This is a genomic window from Micromonospora sp. NBS 11-29, assembly GCF_002140155.1.
GTDB lineage: Bacteria > Actinomycetota > Actinomycetes > Mycobacteriales > Micromonosporaceae > Micromonospora.
In genome coordinates this window covers 46,053-68,109 of record NZ_NAPR01000025.1, presented here as the reverse complement: position 1 = coordinate 68,109, position 22,057 = coordinate 46,053, and the positions used below count along the sequence as shown (strand labels likewise).

Sequence of the window (22,057 nt, the reverse complement as noted above, 5' to 3'; positions counted from 1 at the left end):
CCCTGAATCAGCACCGGGCGGGAGCCCGGGTCAGCACCAACGGCGCGGCGGGCGCTCCCGGCGGGTGGCGCGGCTGCGGGGACGCACCGCTCCGTGCCGGTGCGCACCCGCCCAGCCGGACAGGGCGCTGCGGCAGCTCGAACCCGGCTCGGGCTCGACGGTCGGATGCGCCGGCTCGGCGCGCTGGCGCGGAACCGGCGGCTCGTCGTCGGCGCGCTCGGGCACCCGGCCGGCGGTGGGCTCGCCCGCGTGGGTCAGGCCCGCCCGGCGGGGATGCTCGTGACCCGACCGGCAGGGCTCGTCCTGGGCGCAGCCGTGCTCGGCCTCCCCGTGCGCCATCCCGGTCTCCTCACCGCTCGCCCTCGCCGTCGCGCGTCGGGCGGAACACCCCGACGCGCCCTGACACCGTACTGGCCCGGCCCGACGAGATCGTCAGCGCGTACCGGTGGAGATCGTCAGGCCGAGGTCACGCCGCCCGTCGGCCTCACGGTGGATCCGCTGGTCAACGCATGTCAGGCTGGTGCGGTGAGCGAACCGGGCGGGACGGAGACGTCGGCGACGCTGCGTCGCATCGAGCGGGCCGCGGGCGGCCTGGCCACCGCCAGCGTGGCCCGGATGGACGAGACGCTGCCCTGGTTCCGGGAACTGCCGGCCGACCAGCGTTCCTGGGTCATGCTGGTCGCCCAGGCCGGCGTGCGCTCCCTGGTGCAGTGGCTGCGTCAGGGCGGCGGTGCGACCGACCGCACCCAGGAGGTGTCGGACGAGGTCTTCGCCGCCGCGCCGCAGGCGCTCGCCCGGTCGATCACCCTCCAGCAGACCGTGGCGCTGATCAAGGTGACCATCGAGGTCGTCGAGGAGCAGGTGTCGGAGCTGGCCGTGCCGGGCGAGGAGCAGTCGCTGCGGGAGGCGGTGCTGCGCTTCTCCCGGGAGATCGCCTTCGCCGCGGCGCGGGTCTACGCCCGGGCGGCGGAGACCCGGGGCTCCTGGGACGCCCGGTTGCAGGCGCTGCTGGTGGACGCGTTGCTGCGTGGTGACTCGCCGGACGTGCTGGCCAGCCGGGCCGCCGCCCTGGGCTGGTCGGACGCGCCGCCGGTGGCGGTCGCCGTGGGGCGCTCGCCCGGCGGCGAGGTGGCGGCCGTGCTGCACACCGTCTACCGGCAGGCCCGCCGGATCGGCGTCGAGGTGATCGGCGGCGTACACGGCGACCGCCTGGTGATCGTGCTGGGCGGCGCGGCCGACCCGCTGACGGCCACGGAGAAGCTGCGTACCGCGTTCGGCGACGGTCCGGTGGTGGTCGGGCCGGCGGTGCCCAGCCTGGACGAGGCGACCGAGTCCGCGCGGGCCGCGCTCGCCGGGTTCCGGGCCGCGCCGGCCTGGCCGACCGCGCCGTGCCCGGTCGCCGCCGCCGAGTTGCTGCCGGAGCGGGCGTTGGCCGGCGACGCCGAGGCCCGTCGCCGGTTGCGCCACGACGTGTACGCGGCGCTGGCCCGCTCCGGCGGCGAACTGCTGGAGACGTTGGACGCGTTCTTCGCCGCCGGCGGCACGCTGGAGAGCGCCGCGCGGTCGCTGTTCGTACATCCGAACACGGTGCGTTACCGACTCAAACGGATCGCCGAGGTGACCGGCTTCTCGCCGCTCGCGCCGAGGGACGCGTTCGCGCTCCAGGTGGCACTGACGGTCGGCCGGCTGGACCCGGTGGTACCCGCGGTCACACCCGTCCCGACCCAGACAGCTAGCCCAGTTGGGCGCAAAACGCCCCAGAGCGGCGATGATCGTCGCCGATCTTTGTAGGTTTCCTCTAAAGCTTCTAGTGCGGTTTCGTGCCGTGCGTTACAGCGCGACCCGCAACTATCCGTCAGAGTCGTACACGTGCTCGCCGTACTCTCCCCTGGACAGGGCTCGCAGAAGCCCGGTTTCCTCGGCCCCTGGCTGGACCTCGCCGGTGCCGAGGCGCGCCTGCGCTGGTGGTCGGCGTTGGCCGGCGTCGACCTGATCCACCTCGGCGCCCAGGCGGACGCGGACGAGATCAGGGACACCGCCCGTACCCAGCCGCTGCTGGTGGCCGCCGCGCTGCTCGCCGCCGAGCACCTGCCCCTGCACGACGTCGCGGTGGTCGCCGGGCACAGCGTGGGTGAGCTGGGGGCCGCCGCCCTGGCCGGGGTGCTGCCCGCCGAGGCGGCCGTGACCCTGGCCGGCGTACGCGGCCGGGAGATGGCCGCCGCCTGCGCGCTGGAGCCGACCGGGATGGTCGCCGTGCTCGGCGGCGACCCGGACGAGGTGCTCGCCGCGCTCCAGACGCACGGGCTGCACCCGGCCAACCGCAACGGCGCCGGTCAGATCGTCGCCGCCGGCGAGGTCGCCGCGTTGGAGAAGCTCGCCGCCGAGCCGCCGGCCCGGGCCCGGGTCATCCGGCTCAAGGTGGCCGGCGCGTTCCACACGCCGTACATGGCTCCGGCCGAGGCCGCGCTGGCCGCCCTGGCCGCCGGCGTCACCGTGGCCGACCCCACCCGCGTCCTCCTGTCCAACCTCGACGGGGCGCCGGTCGGGCACGGCCGGGAGACGGTACGGCGCCTGGTCCGACAGGTGACCGCGCCGGTCCGCTGGGACCTGTGCATGCGCACGCTGACCGACCTGGGTGTCACCGGCGTGGTCGAGCTTCCGCCGGCCGGCACCCTGGCCGGCCTGGTGAAGCGGGAACTCAAGGGCGACGGGGCGCCGGAGATCGTCACCCTGAACACCCCCGACGACCTGCCCGCCGCGCGGAGCCTGATCGCCCGGCACGGCGGCGCCGCCGCCCGCCCGCCGGCGTCCCGCTTCCGGGTGGTGGTCTCCCCGGCCGTCGGCGTCTTCACCCCGCTGGCCGACCTGGCCGAGGGTGCCGAGCTGCACGCCGGCCAGGTCGTCGGCCACGTCGCCGGCCGGCAGGGGCCGGTCGAGGTGACCGCGCGCGAAACCGGGCCGCTCATCGAGTGGCTCGCGCACCACGACGACCCGGTCGCACCGGGCCAGCCCCTCGTTCGCATCGGAGGATCGCACTGATGGCCGGCAGCCGGATTGCCGCGATGGGGCACTACCAGCCCTCCCGCGTGGTCACCAACGACGAGATCGCCCAGCTCGTCGACACCAACGACGCGTGGATCCGGGACCGGGTCGGCATCGCCACCCGGCGGATCGCCGGCGACGAGACGGTGGCCGACATGGCGACCGCCGCCGCCGGCAAGGCACTGGCCAACTCCGGTCTGACCGCCGCCGACATCGACCTCGTCGTGGTGGCGACCTGCACGTCCGTGGACCGCAGCCCGAACGTCGCCTGCCGGGTCGCGGCCAAGCTGGGCATCAACGCCCCGGCCGCGTACGACCTGAACACCGCCTGCTCCGGCTTCGCGTACGCGTTGGGCACGGTGGACCACGCCATCCGGGCCGGCGCGGCGCGCAACGCGCTCGTGATCGGCGCGGAGAAGCTCTCCGACGTCACCGACTGGACCGACCGGTCGACCTGCATCATCTTCGGCGACGGCGCCGGAGCGGCGGTGGTCACCGCGACGGCCGACGACGAGCCGACCGGGATCGGGCCGGTGGTGTGGGGTTCCGCTCCGGAGAAGGGCGACGCGGTCCGGATCGAGGGCTGGCGACCGTACATCGCCCAGGAGGGGCAGTCGGTGTTCCGCTGGGCCACCACTGCGCTGGCCCCGCTGGCGTTGCAGGCGTGCGAGCGCGCCGGGGTGGATCCGTCGGAGCTGGCCGCGTTCGTGCCGCACCAGGCCAACACCCGGATCATCGACGGCATCGCCAAGCGGCTGAACATCCCGGACGTGATCATCGCCAAGGACATCGTCGAGTCCGGCAACACCTCGGCGGCGAGCATCCCGCTGGCCCTGTCGAAGCTGGTGGAGCGACGCGAGGTTCCCTCGGGCGCCCCGGTGCTGCTGTTCGGTTTCGGCGGCGGCCTGACCTACGCCGGTCAGGTCGTGCGCTGCCCCTGAGTAGACCCCCTCGGGCGCGAAACGCGCTCCAGGTGCGGTGGTCGGCGTCGCCGGCCACCGAGAAAACCGTGATGAGAGGAACCAACCGCAATGACCCGTGACGAGATCACCGCCGGCCTCGCCGAGATCCTCGAAGAGGTTGCCGGGGTGAACCCGGACGACGTGGCCGAGGGGAAGTCCTTCACCGACGACCTCGACGTCGACTCGCTCTCCATGGTGGAGGTCGTGGTGGCGGCCGAGGAGAAGTTCGGCGTCAAGATCCCGGACAACGAGGTGCAGAACCTGAAGACCGTCGGGGACGCGGTCAGCTACATCGAGGCGCAGTCCTGATCATGAGTCNCTCGGCGGGGACGTCGCGTCGACCTGGGACGCCATGCTCGCCGGCCGCTCCGGGGTGAGTGCACTCACCCAGGAGTGGGCCGGGCAACTGCCCGTCCGGATCGCCGCGCAGCTCGCGGTCGACCCGGCCGAGGTGCTCGACCGGGTGAAGCTGCGTCGGCTGGACCGCTCGGAGGCGATCGCCCTGATCGCCGCGCGCCAGGCATGGGCGGACTCCGGGCTGGCCGACGCCGGCCCGGATCCGGAGCGGCTGGCGGTCAGCGTCGGCTCCGGCATCGGCGGCGCCACCACCCTGCTCGCGCAGGACGACATCCTGGAGGCGTCCGGCCCGCGGCGGGTGTCCCCGCACACCGTGCCGATGCTGATGCCGAACGGACCGGCCGCCTGGGTGGGGCTGGAGCTGGGCGCCAAGGCCGGGGTGCACTCGGTGGCCAGCGCCTGCGCGACCGGCGCGGAGGCGATCGCGCTCGGGCTGGACATCATCCGCGCCGGCCGGGCCGACGTGGTGGTGGCCGGCGGCACCGAGGCGGTGATCCACCCGCTGCCGATCGCCGGTTTCGCGTCGATGCGGGCCATGTCGACCCGCAACGACGACCCGGAGAGGGCATCCCGGCCGTGGGACAAGGGCCGCGACGGCTTCGTCCTCGGTGAGGGCGCGGGCGTGGTGGTGCTGGAGCGCGCCGACCACGCCGCGGCCCGCGGCGCCCGCGTCTACGCGCGCCTGGCCGGCGCCGGGATCACCTCGGACGCGTACGACATCGTGCAGCCGCACGCCGAGGGTGAGGGCGCGATCCGGGCCATCGCCAAGGCGGTCGCCGACGCGGACATCGCCCGTACGGACATCGTGCACGTTAACGCGCACGCCACGTCCACCCCGGTGGGCGACATGCTGGAGATCGGCGCGCTGCGCCAGGCGATCGGTGACCACCCGCTGCTCACCGCCACCAAGTCGATGACCGGGCACCTGCTCGGCGCGGCCGGTGCCCTGGAGTCGATCGCCACCATCCTGTCCATCCGGGACGGTGTCGTGCCGCCGACGATCAACCTGGACGACCCGGACGACGGCCTGAGCCTGGACGTGGCCGCGCACAAGGCCCGCCACCTGGAGGTCCCGGCCGCGCTGAACAACGCGTTCGGCTTCGGCGGCCACAACGTGGCGCTGGTCTTCACCCGCCCCTGAGGTGATGTAAGGAGGGGCCCCTTCTTAACAGACGTCTGTTAAGAAGGGGCCCCTCCTATACCGGAGGCGTTAACCGGGTGCCCTTCCTCAACCGCCGCAGGCGGTGGCGGGCAGGTTGGGGACCGGCACCGGGGCGCGGCCGGTCGGGCGGGCCTTGCCGGCGAGCACCTCGGCCAGCGCGGTCATCGAGGCCCGGGTGGACGAGTAGGTCGCCAGCAGCGTCGGCGACTTCGCCCCGGACAGCACGTACGGGGTGTCCATGGCCACCGTCACGGCCGCGCCGGCACGCAGGTCCTTCGCGCCGTCGCCGTACCCGACGAGGTGCACCACGGTCCCGCCGGAGGGCACCACCTTCACCCCGGCGGCGGTGAGCGCCTCGGTCAGCAGGGCCCGGGTGCGCTCCCGGCCGCCGGAGGAGGTGACGCTGACCGGCCCGGTCACCTTGCCGTCGCACCGGCCGCGCAGCATGGTCACCGCGGCGGCGGCCAGGTCGGCGGCGGCCTTACGGTGGTCGGCCCCGTCCAGCGTCGACAGCGCCGGCTGCGGCCGGTCGGCCAGCCGGAACTTCATCGTCAGCACCCGGGTGACGGCCTCGACCAGGCGGGCCCGGGGCAGCGAACCGTCCTTGAGCGCGGCGCGCAGCCCGTCGTACGCCTGGGTGACGTTCGGGGTCATCAGGATGAGGTCGTTGCCGGCGTTGAGCGCGCGGACCGCCGCCTCCCCCGGCGACCACTTCTTCGCCGGGGCCATGTTCATCCCGTCGGTGATCACCACGCCCTGGAAACCGAGCTGGCCGCGGAGCACGTCGGTGAGCAGCTTGTGGGAGAACGTGGCCGGGGTGCCCGGGTCGACGGCCTTGACGTCCAGGTGGGCGGACATCACCGCCATGGCCCCGGCGTCGATGCCGGCGCGGAAGGGCGGGAACGCGGTGCGGTCCAGCACGGCCCGGGTCTGGCCGACCACCGGCAGCTCGGTGTGCGAGTCGGCGGCGCTGAGCCCGTGCCCGGGGAAGTGCTTGACCGCGGCGCCCACGCCCTCGGCCTGGAGCCCGCGGACCGCGCCGGCCACCTGTGGGGACGCGATGGCCGGGTCGGCGCCGAAGGAGCGGGAGCCGATCACCGTGCTGCGGGTGGCCAGCACGTCGGCGACCGGGGCGAAGTCCAGGTTGACGCCCATCGCGGCCAGTTCCGCCCCGGCGGCCCGCCAGGCGGCCTCGGTCAGCGCCGGGTTGCCGGCCGCGCCGGCGGCGAGCGGGCTGGGCAGTTGGGTCACCCCGTCGGTGATCCGGGTGACCACGCCGTACTCCTGGTCGGTGCCGACCAGGAAGGGCGCCGCGCCGGCGGGCAGTTTGCCGGCGGCGGCGCGCAGCCCGTCGGTGAGCGCGCGGACCTGCTTCGGGTTGTCGACGTTCGTGGTCTCCTGGTTGCCCGAGGTCGGGTCGTCGGCGCTGAAGCCGACCAGGATCACGCCGCCGAGGCGGTACTTCGCCACCATCTCGGCGGGCGTGTCGACGCCGGCCAGGGCCCGGTTGCCGGCGGCCGATCCGGCGGAGACGTCGGTGGCCGAGCTGCCGTAGGCGTACGGCATCAGCACCTGCCCGACCAGGTCCTCGTCGGTCAGCGTGGCGACCAGGGCGGCCGCCCGGGCGGCGGGGTCCGGCGCGGCCGGGGCGGTGGTCGGGGACGCGCTCGACGACGGCGCCGGGGTCGACGGGTCCGGTCGGGGCCGGTCGGGCGGGCCCGAGCAGCCGGAGAGGACCAGCGCGGTCAGTGCGGCGAGCGCGACGGCGAAGCGCCGCGAGGAAATCGACACGCGCCCCACCGTATCGGGGCAACTCGACCCGCCGTCACCCCACCCGGGTGAGCAGCGTCACCGGGGCGCCGTCGCCGGCGTACCGGTAGGGCTCCAACTCGGCGTCCCAGGCGGTGCCGAGCGCCTTGTCCAGGGCGTGGGCGAGCGCCTCCGGGGCGCGGGCCGCGGCCATCAGGGCACGCAGCCGGTCCTCGCCGAGCTGGATGTCGCCGGCGGCGCCCACGGTGGCCCGGAACAGGCCCCGGCCGGGGACGTACATGAAGCGCTCGCCGTCGACGCCGGGACTGGGTTCCTCGGTCACCTCGAAACGGATCATGGGCCACTGCCGGAGGGCAGCGGCCAGCTCGGCGCCCGTCCCCGGGCTGCCGGTCCAGCCGCACTCGGCGCGGCGGGCGCCGGGATCGACGGGTTGCGCCGTCCAGTGCAGGTTGACCGGCGCGGCGAGGACGCGCGCGATCGCCCACTCGACGTGCGAGCACACGGCGAGCGGGGTCGAGTGGACGTATACGACGCCACGCGTTGGCACGGTGACCTCCCGGTGAGCCGAGGTGCGTCTTCCCCTACGACCTCGTCACCCGAGTGGCCCCTGGCACACATGATGACCGTTGTGACAGGTGGTGCGCCAGCGAATCGGAAAACTCGCCGGGGTCGGGCGGCGGGAAATACCCGGGTGGGCGACCCGGTTGTCTCCGGTGACGGCGCGACGACCAGCCAGGCGTCGGGTTCGTGTACAGTTCTCTGGGCGGTTCTGTGCCGCCGCACGTCTTCGCGGGCCGACGCCCACCCGGGCGTCACTCGCACAGCCCCCGGACGATCCCGTCCCCACCGTACGTCTGCAAGGAGTACCTCCGTGGCGAGCAACACCTCTAAGACCGCGCGCGCGTCAGTCCGGGCCGGCCAGGCTGGCCAGGGTGGCGCCCTCAGCGTGCTGGGCGAGTTCAAGTACCTGATCCCGCTCAACGGCGGCAAGCACGCCTACGTGCGCAACCTGACCAACGGCAAGACCGCGCACCTGCGCACCGACTCGGACGCCTTCGTCGAGGAGATCCGGACGCTGGCCTCCGCCGGCCACGCCACCAAGATCCGCGCCGAGATCAACGGCCTGGCCGCGTCCTACCCGGACCACGGCTGGGACGCCACCGAGAAGCGTCTCGTCGAGGCCGGTGTCTTCGAGGGCTGAGCGTCCTCGACCCGCACCACCGCGACCGCCCGCCGGGGTCACCCCGGCGGGCGGTTTCGCGTCTCCCCCTCCGGCAGCAGCGTGACCTCGCCGGTGGCGAGGTCGTAGAGCGCGCCGACCACGGCCACCTCCCCCGCGGCCACCGGCGCGGCCAGCAGGTCGTCGGCGCGTAACGCGGCCACCGTGCGCCGTACGTGCCGGCGGACCGCCAGCGGGTGGGCGGCCGGGTCGTCCACGCCGACCTCGGCCACCGCCGGGACGATCCGGTCCACCACGTACGCCAGCGCACCGCCGGGGCGCCGTCCGGTGCGCAGCGCGTCGACCGCCGAGCCGACCGCGCCGCACCGTTCGTGGCCGAGCACCATCACCAGCCGTACGCCCAGCTGCCCCACCACGTACTCGATCGAGCCGCAGACCGCCCGGTCCAGCACATGCGCGCCGGTGCGGATCACGCAGATCGAACCGAAGGTCTGGTCGAAGATCGCCTCCAGCGGCACCCGGGAGTCGATGCAGCCCAGCACCACCGCGTACGGCTGCTGGTCGCCGGACGCCACCGCCGCGGCGGCCGTCACGTCGTGGCCGTGCACCGGCTGGCCGCTGACGAAGCGGCGGTTGCCGGCGAGCAGTTCGGCCAGGGCGGCCCGCGGCGTCCGGGCGGCGGGAGTGGACGGCATGCCATCCAGCCTGGTCACCGACGCGACGCCGCGGGCGTGGACGGCGAATCTCCGCACCGTCCCCGGTTGCCGTGGTGCCGTCGTGGGTAACGCCGGTGTCACCGCCGGGTCACTGCCGGTGGCACGCCCGTCGGGGGAGGTGGATCATGCCGGAGCACCGGGAGCTGCGGCTTCCTGACGACGTACGCCTGCACGTCACCGTGTCCGGGCCGGCGCACGCCGAGGTCACCGTGGTGCTGCTGCACGGTTGGACGCTGGACGGGCGTAGCTGGCACCGCCAGCTCACCCACCTGCGGGACCGCTTCGCCGACCGGGTGCGCCTGGTCACCTACGACGCGCGGGGGCACGGCCGGTCGAGCTGCCTGACCCGGCGCGACGCCACGCTGGCCCAGCTCGGCGACGACCTGGCCGCGGTGGTCGACGAGGTCGCCCCGGCCGGGCCGGTGGTGCTGGTCGGGCACTCGATGGGCGGGATGACCGTGATGGAGTACGCCCACCGCCACCCCGACCGGTTCGCCGCCCGCACCGCCGGGCTGGTCTTCGTCTCGACCACCGCCGAGGGGCACACGCACACGGTCTACGGGCTCTCGCCCCGGATCGCCCGGCTGATCCGCCTCGCCGAGACCACCGGCGCCGAGGTGCTGGCCCGCTGCGGCGGCTGGCGACCGCCGCACGCGTTGCTGCGGGCGCTGCGACCGAGCATCCGCTGGATGCTCTTCGGCGACCGGTGCGACCCGGCCGACATCCGGTTGGTCACCTCCGCGGTGGCCCGGGCCACACTGCGTTCGATCGGCGGGTTCCGCGCCTCGATCGGCGCCCAGCACCGGCTGGAGACGCTGACCGCCCTGGGCCGGCTGCCGGCCGCCGCGCTGGTCGGCGACCGGGACCGGCTCACCCCGCCGCCGTGCGCCGAGTCCATCGCGGCGGCGCTGCCCACCGCCGAGCTGACCGTCTGCCCGGGCGCCGGCCACATGCTGATGATGGAGCGCCCCGACGAGGTCACCAACGCGGTGGCCGGGGTGCTGGACCAGGTCCTGACCGCCGCCGAGCCCTCGCTCCCGACCCGGCGATCATGAGGTTGGCGGGGACGAACCCGAACATCCGGTGCCGGTAACGTCATGATCGGCGGAGGGTCGGGGCCGACGTAGGCCACGTCGGCGGCATGCCCCGGCGCTGTGGTTGCCGGGGGCCCGTACCCTCGATCAGCCCGTCGTGCCGTCCGACCACAGGAGCACCGCGTTGACCGACCAGAGCACGCTGGACCAGGAGATCGCCGCCGAGCAGCGGCACCTCGACCGGGTGTACGCCCGGCTGGCCGAACTGCGCCGGTCCGCCGCCGAGGCCGAGCGGGAGGGCTACCAGCTGGCCCGGGTCGGTAACTTCGGCGCGCTGGTCGAGCGGGACGCGATGGTCTTCCACGCCGCCCAGCGCCGGCACGTGCTCGACGCCGAGCACGAGGGGTTGGTCTTCGGCCGGCTGGACCTGCGGACCGGCCAGGTGCTGCACGTCGGCCGCCTCGGTGTGCGCGCGGCGGACGCCCAGACGCTNCTGGCGGGCCCCGGCCGCCGCCGCGTTCTACCAGGCCACGCCCGCCGAGCCGCGCGGCGTGGTGCGCCGGCGCACGATCCAGTCCGCCGCCGAGAAGGTGACCCGGATCGAGGACGACCTGCTGGATCCGCAGGCCGCGCCGCCGGACATGGCGGTGGTCGGCGACGGGGCGTTGCTGGCCACGCTGTCCCGGGCCACCGGTCGGGGAATGCGGGACATCGTCGCCACCATCCAGCGCGAGCAGGACGAGGCGATCCGCTCCCCCGGCAACGGCGTGACGATCGTCTCCNGGCCGGGCACCGGCAAGACGGCGGTGGCGCTGCACCGGGCCGCGTACCTGCTCTATTCCGACCGGTCCCGCTACGCCGGCGGCGGCATCCTGGTGGTCGGCCCCTCGGGTGTGTTCGTCGAGTACATCGCGTCGGTGCTGCCCTCGCTCGGCGAGGAGACGGCCACGCTGCACTCGCTCGGCTCGCTCTTCCCGGGCCTGTCCGCGACCCGGACCGACCCCCCGGCGGTGGCGGCGGTGAAGGGCTCGCTGCGGATGCGCCGGGTGCTGGAGCGGGCCGTCCGGGACGCGGTGCCGGACTCCCCGGCCGAGCTGCGCCTGCTCTACCGGGGCGAGCTGCTGCGGCTGGAGCGCCCGGCGCTGGACGCGGTGCGCGACCGCACGCTGAGCCGGGGCGCCCGCCGCAACGAGGTACGCCGGGCGGCGTTCGACGCCGTGCTGGCCGCGCTCTTCGCGCAGGCCCGCAGGCTGCGGGTGGGCCGGCTGCCGGAGCAGCCCGTGTTCGAGGACGAGATCATCGAACGGCCGGAGTTCCGGGAGTTCCTCAAGGCCTGGTGGCCCCGGCTGCACCCGCGTCATGTGCTGGGCTGGCTCGCCCGTCCCGAACGGCTGCGCCGCTACGCCGGCGGGATCCTCTCCTCGGCCGAGATCCGGCTGCTCACCGACGCGTACCGGACGCTCGACGTCGAGGGGCTGACCGTCGCCGACATCGCCCTGCTCGACGAGCTGGACGCGCTGCTCGGCAAGCCGGTGCAGCGGGCGCGGCCGAAGCGGGACCCGTACCGGCTCGCCGGCGGCGTGCGCGAGCTGAGCACGTACGCGGATCGACAGCGTGCCGCGCGGGCGGCGGCCCGGGAGCGGCCGACGGACTACCGCGACTACGCGCACGTGGTGGTGGACGAGTCGCAGGACGTCTCGCCGATGCAGTGGCGGATGGTCGGGCGGCGCGGGCGGCTGGCGTCGTGGACGGTGGTGGGCGATCCGGCGCAGACCGCCTGGACCGGCGACCCGCAGGAGTTGGACCGGGCGCGTGACCAGGCGCTGGGGCGACGCCCCCGGCACCGTTACGAGCTGACCACCAACTACCGCAACTCGGCGGAGATCTTCGCCGTGGCGGCGGCGGAGATCCGCCGGCTCTATCCGGACCTGACGTTGCCCGACGCGGTGCGGTCCACCGGCGTGCCGCCGGTCGAGCGCACCGTGCCCGCCGCCGACCTGCCGGCGGCCACCGTCGAGGCGGCCCGGACGCTGCTGGGCGAGGTGGAGGGCACGGTCGGCGTGATCACGCCGGTGCCGCGCCGGGACGAGGTGGCCGGCTGGCTGGGCGACCTCGGCGGCGGGCGGCTCCAGGTGGTGACCAGCCTCCAGGCGAAGGGCATGGAGTACGACGGGGTGGTGCTGGTCGCGCCGAGCGAGATCCGGGCCGACCCGGGTTCCGGGGTGCGCACGCTCTACGTGGCGTTGTCCCGGGCCACTCAGCGCCTCACCACGCTCGACCCGGTGGGGTGAACCGCACTCACTTGCACACATAGCGATGTGAGCATAGATTGAGCCTGTCCGGGCCACGGGGCGGGAGGGTGTGTGCGTGGGCGCAGGTCATGACCACAGCGGTGCGGTGACCAACGCGGCGCACCGCCATCGAGGTCGGCTCTGGGCGGCGTTCGCGCTGCTCACCGTGCTGATGCTGGTCGAGGCGGTGGCCGCCGTGACGACCGGCTCGCTCGCGCTGCTCTCCGACGCCGGGCACATGTTCACCGATGTGCTCGGCATCGGCATGGCGCTCGCGGCGATCACCGCCACCCGCCGGGCCGAGGCCGACCCGCAGCGCACGTTCGGCCTCTACCGGCTGGAGGTGCTCGCCGCGCTGGCCAACGCCGTGCTGCTCGGCGCCGTCGCGGTCTACGTCCTGGTCGAGGCGGTACGCCGCTTCGGCGAGCCGCCGGAGGTGCTCGCCGGGCCGATGCTCGTGGTGGCCGTGCTCGGGCTGCTCGCCAACGTGGTCGCCTTCGCGCTGCTGCGGGCCGGGGCGCAGGAGAGCATCAACCTGCGCGGCGCGTACCTGGAGGTGCTCGGCGACCTGCTCGGCTCGCTCGGGGTGATCGCCGCCGCGCTGGTCCTCACCGTCACCGACTGGTGGTGGGTGGACCCGCTGGTCGCCGTGGCGATCGGCCTGTTCATCCTGCCCCGCACCTGGCGGCTCGGCCGGGCCGCGGTGCGCATCCTGGTGCAGGCCGCCCCGGAGCACCTCCAGGTCACCGCGGTGCACGACCGGCTGACCGCCGTGCCGGGCGTGGCGGAGGTGCACGACCTGCACGTCTGGACGCTCACCTCGGGCATGGAGGTGGCGTCGGCGCACCTGACCACCGATCCGGGCGCCGAGGTCGCCACCGTGCTGGCCGCCGCCCGGGCCGCGTTGCACGAGGACTTCTCGATCGATCACGCCACGTTGCAGATCGAACCCGGAGCGTCCGCCGGGGCGTGTGGCCCGACCGAGTGGTAGTTAGGACAAACTTAAATCCGCGTGGCTATTGTGACGGATGCCGGCTTTGAGCGGATAACCGGCTCCGGTCGACGGAGCCGGCGTCGGGCAGCGCCGGTAGGCTCGGTCGCGGCCACACCGCAGGCGTCACACCGGCGTCGCGGAGCGACCGTCGCCTAATCGCCCGCAGGGGCGAGCCGGGGAACCACGTACGTGGGGTGCATCCGCGTCAGCGGTAGGGATCTTCCGTCCCGAACCCGTCAGCTAACCCGGTCGGCGGTTGACGGAAGGACACATGGACATGCCCCCAGTGGCACCTGCCCGACGGACGGCCGCCCGGTTGGCGGCCCTGCTCGTCGCGACGCTCGCCCTCGGCGTCGCGACCGTACCGGTCTCCCCCGCCTCGGCGGCGCTTCCGACCGGTCTGCTCGCCGCCGCGCCCGGCGACGACGACGAGGGCGGCACGCCGACGCTGCGCGCCCAGCTCGACGCGGCCAGCAAGGGCTGGCTGGAGGCCAAGGCCGCGCTGAACCGGTCGGTGACCCGCCAGAAGCAGCTCAACGAGCGCCTGAAGACGATCGACGCGGAACTGACCGTGCGCGACGCGAAGGTCGGCGAAATCGCCGAGGTGGCGTACCGCACCGGCCGGATGGGCACCGCCGCGGCGCTGCTCGGCAGCACCAGCCCGGAAGGCTTCATGGACCGGGCCGCGGCGCTGGAGACGGTCGCCGCGCACGAGGACCGCACGCTGCGCGAGCTGATCGCCACCCGGGACGAGGCGGTCCGCACCCGTGCCGCGCTCGACGGCGAGATCCGCGAGCAGCGCAAGCAGGTCACCGTGATGGGCAAGCGCAAGGAGCAGGCCGAGCGGGCGCTGGAGGCGGCGAACAAGCGAGCCGCCGCCGCTGCCGACGACGACGACGGCACCAGCGGCGGCGGCAGCAGCGGCAGCAGCGCCCGGGGCACCTCCACGGCGAACGCGAAGCCGGCCAAACGCAACTCCGACGGCTCGTGGCCGGCGGAGTCGTGCAGCGTCAACGACCCGACGCCGGCCAGCGGCTGCATCACCCCCCGCACGCTGCACGCGCTGCAACAGGCCAAGGCCGCCGGCTTCACCCGGTACGTCTCCTGCCACCGGCCGAGCGGCTCGGGCGAACACCCGAAGGGGCGGGCCTGCGACTTCGCGGCGCAGAAGAACGGCTTCGGCGGCGTGGCCAGCGGCGGCGACCGGACGTACGGCAACAACCTGGCGGCGTACTTCGTGCGCAACGCCGACCCGCTCGCCGTGCTCTACGTGATCTGGTTCAAGCAGATCTGGCTGCCCAGCAGCGGCTGGAAGTCGTACAGCGGCGGTAACGGCGACCCGTCCAGCGACCACACCAACCACGTACACCTGTCGGTGTACTGACCCCGTCGCGGTGGGGGGCGGGCCGGCTCAGGCCGGCCGCCCCTCCAGGGTGGCGCCGAGGCGGGCGGCGAGGCCCAGATGGGCCGCCCTGGCCTGGCGGAACGCGTAGCCGAACAGCGGCGCCGGCGCGGTGAGCGTGATCTCCACGTCGATCCGCACCACGCCGTCCGGCTCGTCCCGCAGCCGGGTGTGGTTGCGGACCGTCGTCGCGGGCTGCTGCCGGGCGACGGTGACCACCTCGTCCTCGTTCGCGACCAGCACGTCCGCCTGGTAGGTCACCGGGAAGTGCAGCGGACCGAGTTCCAGTCGATCGGTGATCGCGTAGCTGGCCAGCGCGCCCGGCCGGGACGGCACCTGGCGGACGCGCACGATCAGCGGGTGCAGCTCGCCCTGCCGGCTCAGGTCACCGAGCAGGGTCACCGCGTCCGCCCGGCTGCACCGGGCCTGCACGGTGTAGCTGAAGCTGTCGCTGCTCTGCAACCCGTCCCCCTCGCCGTCGTGGGTCCGGACGATCGTCCCGTACCGGAGCCGGACTGGCAACGGGTCGAAGGTCCCCCTGGCGGCGGGGGGCGTGGGCGGCGACTCAGGCGCCGGGGAGCACCTCGGGAGCGTCGTCGGCGAACCACGGCTCCGGCGCACCGAAGAGGCCGAGCAGACCGGTCACCCAGAGCTGCCGGTGCACGAAGCGGCTGGGCTCGGTGACGATGAGCTTGACGCTGCTGACCTCGCAGGTCTGGAAGCCGGCGACCATCGCGCTGATGCCGACGGAGTCGATGAACGTGACGAGCCGCATGTTCAGCTCGATCCGGGCGGGACGGCTCTTCGAGAGCACCTCGGCGATGGCTTCCCGCACCTCGTACGCGGTGTCGACGTCGATCTCCCCACGGGGCGCGATCTGGACGACACCACCGGGCCGCAACGACTTCACGATCGACAGGCTCACGCGAGCACCTCCACTCGCCCCTACGGGCGCCTCATCAGTACGCGGGCCGCGACCGAGAGTATTCCTCCAACAGCCCCGGTCGCCACCCCCCGGGATGAGCAATTCGCGGACTGGGCACACCTGGGCGAACTCAATCCGGACTTCCGGGTTCCAATTTCCACTTCAACGCGGATCCGTGACCGGCCGAACGACCGGGTCGGCCAGCCGATCCGCCGACCAAGGGTAGCGGCTCCGCGCACCCCATGGCCGCACCCGCCCCCGGCGCGTACGACGGGATCCGGCCCGCCGCCTTCGGCGAACCGGTTTGGTGCGGCGACGGGCTGGGCACTGCCCGGAGGAGTGAACCGTGACGCGCCGGATGAACGCCGAAGTCCGACTGGCCGACGGGCTTCGCCAAGGAGGAGGTAGCACGATGTTCGGATCCAGTCTGATCGACCGCCGGAGCAAGCCGGAGCGGGTCGCGGACCAGGCGTGGCAGCACCTGCTCTCCGCCGTCGGCTCCGCCGGTGACAGCGTGCGGGACGCCACCCGCGTCGCGCGCCGCAACTCCTCCGGTCTGGCCGACGACGCCACCGACCTGGTCGGCTCCGCCGCGGACGAGGCACGCCGTCGGGCCAGCCTCGCCTTCGACGCGCTCGCCGGTCGTCGTCCCGCGCTGCCCTGGACGCTGCTGATCGCGGCGACCCTGGCCGGTGCCGCCATCGGCTGGGCTGCCGGCACCGCCGCCCGCGCCGCCGGCAGCCGGGAACAGAACACCGACGAGATCGAGTTCGTCGACGTCGACCGCCCCAACTCCCCCGCCAACCAAGACGGCTGACCCAAACCCGACCGGTGGCCGCCCCCTCCCCAGGGGACGGCCACCGTTCATCGTGCCCCGATCTCGGCGATCATGAAGTTGACGGGCGGGAGAGCGTTCTCCGGGCCGGTCAACTTCATGATCGACCGAGTGGGGGGACTAGCGGGGGGTGCAGGAGATGGTGGTCGGGGGGCGGTTGGTGGTGGTCGAGGTGGTGGCGGTGAAGCCGAACGTGGTGGATGCGCTTACGGCCAGGGGGCCGTTCCAGCCGGCGTCGGTCACCGTGACGACCGCGCCGCTCTGGGTGTAGGAGCCGCTCCAGAGCTGGACGATCCGCTGGCCGTCGGGGAAGGTCCAGGTCAGCGTCCAACCGGCGATCGGCGCGGTGCCCGAGTTGCGCACCGTCACCTCCCCCTGGAAGCCGCCCGGCCAGGTGTTCGTCACCGCGTACGTGGCGGCGCAGCCACGCCCGGTCGGGGTCGGGCCGGGTGACGTGGGCGTCGGGGTCGGGGACGGCGACGACGTCGGGGTCGGGCTGGGGGACGTGGGCGTCGGGGTGGGGCTCGGCGACGAGGTCGGCGTCGGGCCGGTCGAGGTCGGCGTCGGGCTGGGCGTGCCGCCGAGGCGGTCCGCCACCAGGACGCCCCGGCCGTTGGTGCCCAGGTAGACCCGCCCGTAGACGCGCGGGTCACCGGTGAGCGCCTCGCCGGCGTTGCCGTACTGGTGCTTGTCGTCGTTGATCCGCACCCAGGTCGCGCCGGCGTCGTCGGAGCGGTACACCCCGTGCGTGCCGTCGACCGTGCCGACGGTGAACAACGCCGGGTACGTCTTCCCGGGCGCCGCCTTGCCGAAGCCGACGTTCACCGCCGTGGACACGCCGGCCGCCCTGGTGAAGCTCGCGCCGGAGTTGGTGGAGTGCCAGAGGCCCCCCTCGCCGGCCAGCCAGATGTCGCCCTCGACACCGGGCAGCGCCTTGAACTTCACCCCGGTGGTGGGCAGCCCGGTCGCCGCGGTGGCGGTGAACGCCGCGCCGCCGTTGGTGCTGACGTAGAACTTCCCGCCGCTGAACCCGTAGAACTTGTTCGGGTTGACCCGGTCGGACTCGACGACGGCGTTGGCCGGGATGCCGGTGGCGGCGGTCCACGAGTTGCCGAAGCCGACCGAGCGGATCACCTGCTGCCCGGCGTCACCGGGCGACCAGACGAACTGGCTGCCGTCGGCGGACGCGGCCACCGTCCCACCGTTGTTGACGCCGCCCGGTTCGGTGCCCTGGAACCAGTTCGCGCCGCCGTCGGTGGAGAAGGCCACATGGCTGTCGTTGGGCCGGTCGGAGTCGGTGAAGTTGCCGGCCCGGACCATGACCGCCGGCTTGGTCTCGGCGTAGTCGAGGCTGGTGGTGCTGGTGAAGACCGGCTGGGTGAACATCATCGGCGGGACCGCGTCGAGGTCGGTGTGGCGGAAGCCGCCGATGTCGCCGAGCCCGCTGATCAGCGGCGCCCCGGTGGGCGGGCTGATCAGGTCGAGCGCGGCGGTCTCCTCCAGCCCCTTCACCATCGGCGTGATGGTGAACGTGCCGCCGGTGTCCCACTTCGTCAGGCCGGTGGTGCCGTAGATCGTCGCGCCGGTGCCGTACATCATCCGGTCGCTGTCGAACGGGTCGATCTCCAACGACTCGTTCATCCAGCCCAGCTTCGGGGTCTCCTCCGGCGGCGCCGGGTTGGCGCCGAACGTCAGCCACGGCACCGAGCTGACGTCCATGGCGTACTTCTTGCTGCGGTTCGGATAGCTGGTGAAGTCCCAGATCCGGGTCCAGGTCGCGCCGCCGTCGGTGCTGCGCCAGAAGATCGCGTCCGGCCACCAGGAGATCTGGGTGGCGACCATCAGCGTGTTCGGGTGCTGGCGGTCGATGGTCAGCCCGGAGTAGCCGAAGTAGGCGTCCCCGCTGGACGACGGGACCGGGCTGATCCGCGTCCAGGCGGCGGTGGCCCGGTTGAACTTCCACACGTCGCCCTTGCCGCCGTCGTACGGCCCGCCGGTGTCGCTGGTGGCGATGTAGAGGAAGCCGCCGACCGGGTCCACCACGCCCTTGTGGGCGAGGTAGCCGGTGGGCTGGCCGGGAATCCGTTCCCAGGTCACGCCGGCGTCGGTGCTGCGGTAGACCGGGTTCTGCTTGTCCGCCACACCCACGTAGATCGTCTTCGTGGCGGCGCCGGCCGTACCGGTGCTCTTGTCGAAGCTCACCCAGGTCAGGCCCTGGTTCTGGCTCTGGTAGCCGGTGCTGTCGTTCGGGTCGGCCCGGTAGTTGCCGACGTTCGGGAAGGCGGTGACCTTCGCCCAGGTCGCCCCGTAGTCGGTGCTGCGCCACAGCCCGTTGCCGCCCTCGGCGCCGTAGTAGAGCACGCTGTTGCGGTTCGGGTCGACCGCCAGCCGCTCCCCCATGCCCCGGCCGGGCATGTTGCCGCCGTTCTTGAACGGCAGCGCGGTGGCCTGCCAGGTGGCGCCCTTGTCGGTCGAGCGCAGGATCGCCCCGTTGTTCGGGTCCCAGTCGTTGGTGTACATGCCGACCGCCGCGTACACCCGGTTGGTCTGCACCGGGTCGGTGGCGAGGCTGACCACGCCGTTCCAACCCCAGCGATCCGCGCCGACCCAGTCCAGCAGCGGCGTCCACGACCGGGTCGCCTGCTCCCAGCGGTACGCCCCGCCGATGTCGGTCCGCGCGTAGATCAGGTTCTTCTCGGTCGGGTTGAAGACGATGCCGGGGACGAAGCCACCGCCGTCGATCCGGACGTTCTTCCAGGTGTACGGCTCGACGGCCGCGGCGGCGGCCGGGGGTACGCCGGTGGCGACGAGCGGCACGACGACGGCCGCTGCCGTGGCGGCCAGCGCGACGGCGGCCAGTCCGGCGAGACTTCTGCGCATGGGGGCGGTCCTCTCGGTTGCCCTGAGGGGGACGGGGAGCAGGGGTTGGTGCGTCGTCGGGGAGCTGCCCGGGCTCCCCGTCGGCATGCTGGCTCCCGCAGCCGAGGGACCCTCAGCGTACGCCGGTCGACGGATTGATGGAAGCGCTCCCATGCCACCCGACCCGGGTGAGGACGACTCACCCGGTCGCTCGCCAGGGTGGACGGCATGAGTGAGCCGAACGGGCTGAGCCGATGACCACGCCGTTGCAGGTCACCACCGCCCGGCTGCGGGTACCGGTGTCCGACCGGGACCACGTCCGCGGGCCGGCCGACGCCCCGGTCACGGTCGTCGAGTACGGCGATTTCCAGTGCCGGTTCTGCGGGGCCGCGTACCCGAACCTGGCCGAGCTGCTGCGCCAGCGGGCCGACGTGGTGCGGCTGGCGTACCGCCACTTCCCGATCACCAACGTCCACCCGTACGCGGAGAACGCGGCGGAGACGGCCGAGGCGGCCGGCGCGCGGGGCCGGTTCTGGGAGATGCACGACTGGCTCTTCGAGCACCAGGACCAGCTCGACCCGGTGCACCTGTCGCTCGGCGTCGAGCAGATCGGCCTGTCGCCCGACGAGGTCGGCGCGGAGGCGGGCCGGCAGGCCCACGCCGACCGGGTCCGGCAGGACTTCGTGGGCGGGATCCGCAGCGGCGTCACCGGCACTCCGACGCTCTTCGTCAACGAGGTCCGCCACGACGGCGGCTACGACCTGGCCGAGCTGCTGGCCGTGGTGGACGCCGCCGCCGACACCTGACCCGGGTCAGATCAACCGCAGCTCGCGTGCCCGCCGGACGGCCTCCCGCCGGCGGGTCGCGTCGAGCTTGCGGTAGATGTTGCGGACGTGCGTCTTGACCGTGTTGACCGACAGCGACAACTCGGCGGCGATCTCCACGTTGGACAGGATGCTCTGCAGGTACCGCAGGATGGTCAGTTCCCGCTCGGTCAGCGGCTCGGCCGGCCCCTCCGGCGCACCGCCGACCCACTGCCGCGCGTCGCCGGCCTGCTGCCGCCCGTTCCCGATCTGCTGCCGCGCGTCGACGTCGCGGAGCAGGTCGTGGACCGTCGCCCAGTACGCCGTGCCGGCGTCCAGATGCGTGGCGAGCAGATCGCGGACCCCCGGCTCGGCCCGGACGAAGACACGCCGGCAGCCCTCCGGCTCGGCCAGCGCCAGCGCCTCCTCCAGCAGCCGTCCGGCCCGCCGGACGTCACCGCCGGCCCCGGCCAGCGCCGCGTCGAGCAGCCCGGCGTCCAGCCGTACCGGCAACGGCCAGTCCCGCGCCCCGGGACCGCGCCAGTCGGGCAGCGTCCGCTCGGCCGCGCGGGCGTCACCGGCCCCCAGCCGCAACCGCGCCGCCACCAGTGCCAGCGCCGGATCGGGCGGGTCGCCGTCACCGGCCGCGTCGAGCAGCGCGCGGGCACCGTCCCGGTCGCCGACCGTGGCCCGGAGCTGGGCCTCACCCGCGGTGAGCCACGCACCCAGCTCCGGCCCGGGCGCCACCGCACGCGCCGCCGCCAGGACGCGCAACGCCGCCGCCGGCTCCCCGGCGTCGGCCAGCAGCCCGGCCCGGCAGAGCGCGGCCAGGGCCGCCCCGCCCGGCTCCGCGCCGGCCGGCCCGGCGAGCGCCAGGTGGGCCGCGGCCTCCGCCGGCCGGTCCCGGTGCCAGGCCACCAGCGCCAACGCCAGGTACGCGTGGCCGCAGTCCGACCGGGACGACCAGCCCTGGCAGGGCGGCATCGCCAGGGCAGCGAGGGCGTGCTCCTCGGCGCTGCGCAGCGCACCCCGGGCCGCCTCCAGCAGCGCCGTCCGGCTGGCGCAGAGCAATTCGGTACGCGGACGCCCGACCCGGCGTGCCGCCGCGAGCGCCGCCGCGAACCGCGTACCCGCCGCCGACAGCTCCCCGGCGGCCAGCGCCACCAGCCCCTGCGCCGCCCCGGCCACCGCCCGCACGTCGTCCGCGTCCACCCCCGCACGCGGATCGACCCCGCCGGCTGCGGGAGCGGCGTCGGGGAGGGTGGCGAGCAGGCGGTCGGCGGCGCGGCGTACCTCCTCGTGGTTTCCGGTGAGCCGGGCCAGGCTCAGCTCGATCGCGGTGGCCAGCCGCCGGAACCGGTCCCGGCGCGGCGCCGGCAGCTCACCGGCGTGCGCGACCGCCCGCCGGAGCTGGCCGGCCGCGGCGTCCGGGTCCCCGGCGTACGCCCGCTCGGCTGCGGCCGCCAACGCCAGCTCGGGGTCCCGACGCACCGCCTCGGCCGACGGCTCCGGCGGAGCCGGCGCGGCGGTTCCGGCGGCGTCCTCGGCCGACAGGGTCGGCAGGGCGGACAGGACCGGCGGGGCCGGCAGGGCGGACAGGGCCGGCGGGGTCGGCGCGGCGGTCCGGGTCGGCTCGTCCGGTGCCAGGTCCGGCCAGCGGGTGACCAGCAGCTCGGTGGCGTCGTCCCATTCGCCGGCGGCCAACGCGTGCCGCAGCGCCTCGGC

19 protein-coding genes, 2 pseudogenes and 1 riboswitch are annotated in these 22,057 nt (G+C 74.2%); of the genes and pseudogenes, 12 read left to right on the top strand and 9 right to left on the bottom strand.

Going from position 1 to position 22,057, the window contains the following annotated elements:
* Positions 1-30 precede the first annotated feature (30 nt).
* Entirely contained in the window at positions 31-339 is a 309-nt protein-coding gene (locus tag B1205_RS25810; RefSeq protein WP_089157970.1) for a hypothetical protein, read from the bottom strand.
* On the opposite strand from B1205_RS25810, the gene B1205_RS25805 reads away from it, so the two are divergent.
* The 5 genes and pseudogenes from B1205_RS25805 to B1205_RS25785 all read left to right on the top strand — a co-directional run.
* A complete protein-coding gene (locus tag B1205_RS25805) occupies positions 304-1,791 on the top strand; it encodes a PucR family transcriptional regulator (protein WP_441338565.1) in 1,488 nt (495 codons plus the stop codon). The genes B1205_RS25810 and B1205_RS25805 overlap by 36 nt on opposite strands.
* A 78-nt stretch (positions 1,792-1,869) precedes the next feature.
* Positions 1,870-3,039 (top strand): acyltransferase domain-containing protein, encoded by a 1,170-nt coding sequence (locus B1205_RS25800; RefSeq protein WP_089157968.1) that lies wholly within the window; start codon positions 1,870-1,872, stop codon positions 3,037-3,039.
* On the top strand, positions 3,039-3,983 hold the full coding sequence (locus tag B1205_RS25795; protein ID WP_089157967.1) for a beta-ketoacyl-ACP synthase III: 945 nt from the start codon (positions 3,039-3,041) through the stop codon (positions 3,981-3,983). Before B1205_RS25800 ends, B1205_RS25795 begins: the two co-directional genes overlap by 1 nt.
* 90 nt (positions 3,984-4,073) lie before the next feature.
* Positions 4,074-4,313 (top strand): acyl carrier protein, encoded by a 240-nt coding sequence (locus tag B1205_RS25790; protein ID WP_007072348.1) that lies wholly within the window; start codon positions 4,074-4,076, stop codon positions 4,311-4,313.
* Positions 4,314-4,323: 10 nt separating this feature from the next.
* Positions 4,324-5,502, top strand: a pseudogene (locus B1205_RS25785) (beta-ketoacyl-[acyl-carrier-protein] synthase family protein); the annotation flags it as partial.
* Between the two features lie 87 nt (positions 5,503-5,589).
* Here B1205_RS25785 and B1205_RS25780 read toward each other — a convergent pair.
* Positions 5,590-7,323, bottom strand: coding sequence for a glycoside hydrolase family 3 protein (locus B1205_RS25780; protein ID WP_441338563.1), 1,734 nt, complete (start codon positions 7,321-7,323; stop codon positions 5,590-5,592).
* Between the two features lie 25 nt (positions 7,324-7,348).
* A complete protein-coding gene (locus tag B1205_RS25775; protein WP_089157965.1) occupies positions 7,349-7,840 on the bottom strand; it encodes a DUF3145 domain-containing protein in 492 nt (163 codons plus the stop codon).
* 324 nt (positions 7,841-8,164) lie between these two features.
* Between B1205_RS25775 and B1205_RS25770 the strand changes: the two genes are divergently transcribed.
* Positions 8,165-8,494 (top strand): hypothetical protein, encoded by a 330-nt coding sequence (locus tag B1205_RS25770; RefSeq protein ID WP_089157964.1) that lies wholly within the window; start codon positions 8,165-8,167, stop codon positions 8,492-8,494.
* A gap of 38 nt (positions 8,495-8,532) precedes the next feature.
* Here B1205_RS25770 and B1205_RS25765 read toward each other — a convergent pair whose 3' ends face one another.
* Positions 8,533-9,168 carry a carbonic anhydrase gene (locus tag B1205_RS25765; RefSeq protein WP_089157963.1) on the bottom strand — a complete coding sequence of 212 codons (636 nt, stop codon included), beginning with the start codon at positions 9,166-9,168 and terminating at the stop codon, positions 8,533-8,535.
* A gap of 146 nt (positions 9,169-9,314) precedes the next feature.
* Here B1205_RS25765 and B1205_RS25760 point away from each other — a divergent pair, with 146 nt between their 5' ends.
* The gene (locus B1205_RS25760; protein ID WP_089157962.1) at positions 9,315-10,244 is read left to right on the top strand and encodes an alpha/beta fold hydrolase; all 930 of its coding nucleotides are present in this window, start codon (positions 9,315-9,317) and stop codon (positions 10,242-10,244) included.
* 40 nt (positions 10,245-10,284) lie between these two features.
* Here the strand turns inward: B1205_RS25760 and B1205_RS32375 are convergent, their stop codons facing one another.
* Complete coding sequence (locus B1205_RS32375; RefSeq protein WP_254910208.1) at positions 10,285-10,674, bottom strand: hypothetical protein; 390 nt, start codon at positions 10,672-10,674, stop codon at positions 10,285-10,287.
* Between B1205_RS32375 and B1205_RS25755 the strand changes: the two are divergent.
* The 3 genes and pseudogenes from B1205_RS25755 (at position 10,576) to B1205_RS25745 (ending at position 14,892) form a co-directional block, all read left to right on the top strand.
* A pseudogene (locus B1205_RS25755) lies at positions 10,576-12,514 on the top strand (HelD family protein). The gene B1205_RS32375 and the pseudogene B1205_RS25755 sit on opposite strands and share 99 nt — an antisense overlap.
* Positions 12,515-12,590: 76 nt before the next feature.
* Positions 12,591-13,505 (top strand): cation diffusion facilitator family transporter, encoded by a 915-nt coding sequence (locus B1205_RS25750; RefSeq protein ID WP_089157961.1) that lies wholly within the window; start codon positions 12,591-12,593, stop codon positions 13,503-13,505.
* Positions 13,506-13,647: 142 nt separating this feature from the next.
* Positions 13,648-13,778: riboswitch (cyclic di-AMP (ydaO/yuaA leader) on the top strand.
* Between the two features lie 7 nt (positions 13,779-13,785).
* Positions 13,786-14,892, top strand: coding sequence for a coiled-coil domain-containing protein (locus B1205_RS25745; protein ID WP_089157990.1), 1,107 nt, complete (start codon positions 13,786-13,788; stop codon positions 14,890-14,892).
* Positions 14,893-14,919: 27 nt separating this feature from the next.
* On the opposite strand, the gene B1205_RS25740 is transcribed toward B1205_RS25745, so the two are convergent.
* Entirely contained in the window at positions 14,920-15,432 is a 513-nt protein-coding gene (locus B1205_RS25740) for an SRPBCC family protein (RefSeq protein ID WP_254910201.1), read from the bottom strand.
* A gap of 43 nt (positions 15,433-15,475) precedes the next feature.
* Positions 15,476-15,835: an STAS domain-containing protein gene (locus B1205_RS25735; RefSeq protein WP_089157960.1), complete on the bottom strand. Its 360-nt coding sequence runs from the start codon at positions 15,833-15,835 to the stop codon at positions 15,476-15,478.
* Between the two features lie 412 nt (positions 15,836-16,247).
* Here B1205_RS25735 and B1205_RS25730 point away from each other — a divergent pair, with 412 nt between their 5' ends.
* A complete protein-coding gene (locus tag B1205_RS25730) occupies positions 16,248-16,652 on the top strand; it encodes a hypothetical protein (protein ID WP_089157959.1) in 405 nt (134 codons plus the stop codon).
* Positions 16,653-16,790: 138 nt separating this feature from the next.
* On the opposite strand, the gene B1205_RS25725 is transcribed toward B1205_RS25730, so the two are convergent.
* Positions 16,791-19,550, bottom strand: a complete 2,760-nt coding sequence (locus B1205_RS25725) for a cellulose binding domain-containing protein (RefSeq protein WP_089157958.1) — start codon at positions 19,548-19,550, stop codon at positions 16,791-16,793.
* Positions 19,551-19,783: 233 nt separating this feature from the next.
* On the opposite strand from B1205_RS25725, the gene B1205_RS25720 reads away from it, so the two are divergent.
* On the top strand, positions 19,784-20,335 hold the full coding sequence (locus B1205_RS25720; protein WP_089157957.1) for a DsbA family protein: 552 nt from the start codon (positions 19,784-19,786) through the stop codon (positions 20,333-20,335).
* A gap of 6 nt (positions 20,336-20,341) precedes the next feature.
* Here the strand turns inward: B1205_RS25720 and B1205_RS32370 are convergent.
* Positions 20,342-22,057: helix-turn-helix domain-containing protein (locus tag B1205_RS32370; RefSeq protein WP_254910200.1), on the bottom strand; the 1,716-nt coding region annotated here is incomplete at its 5' end.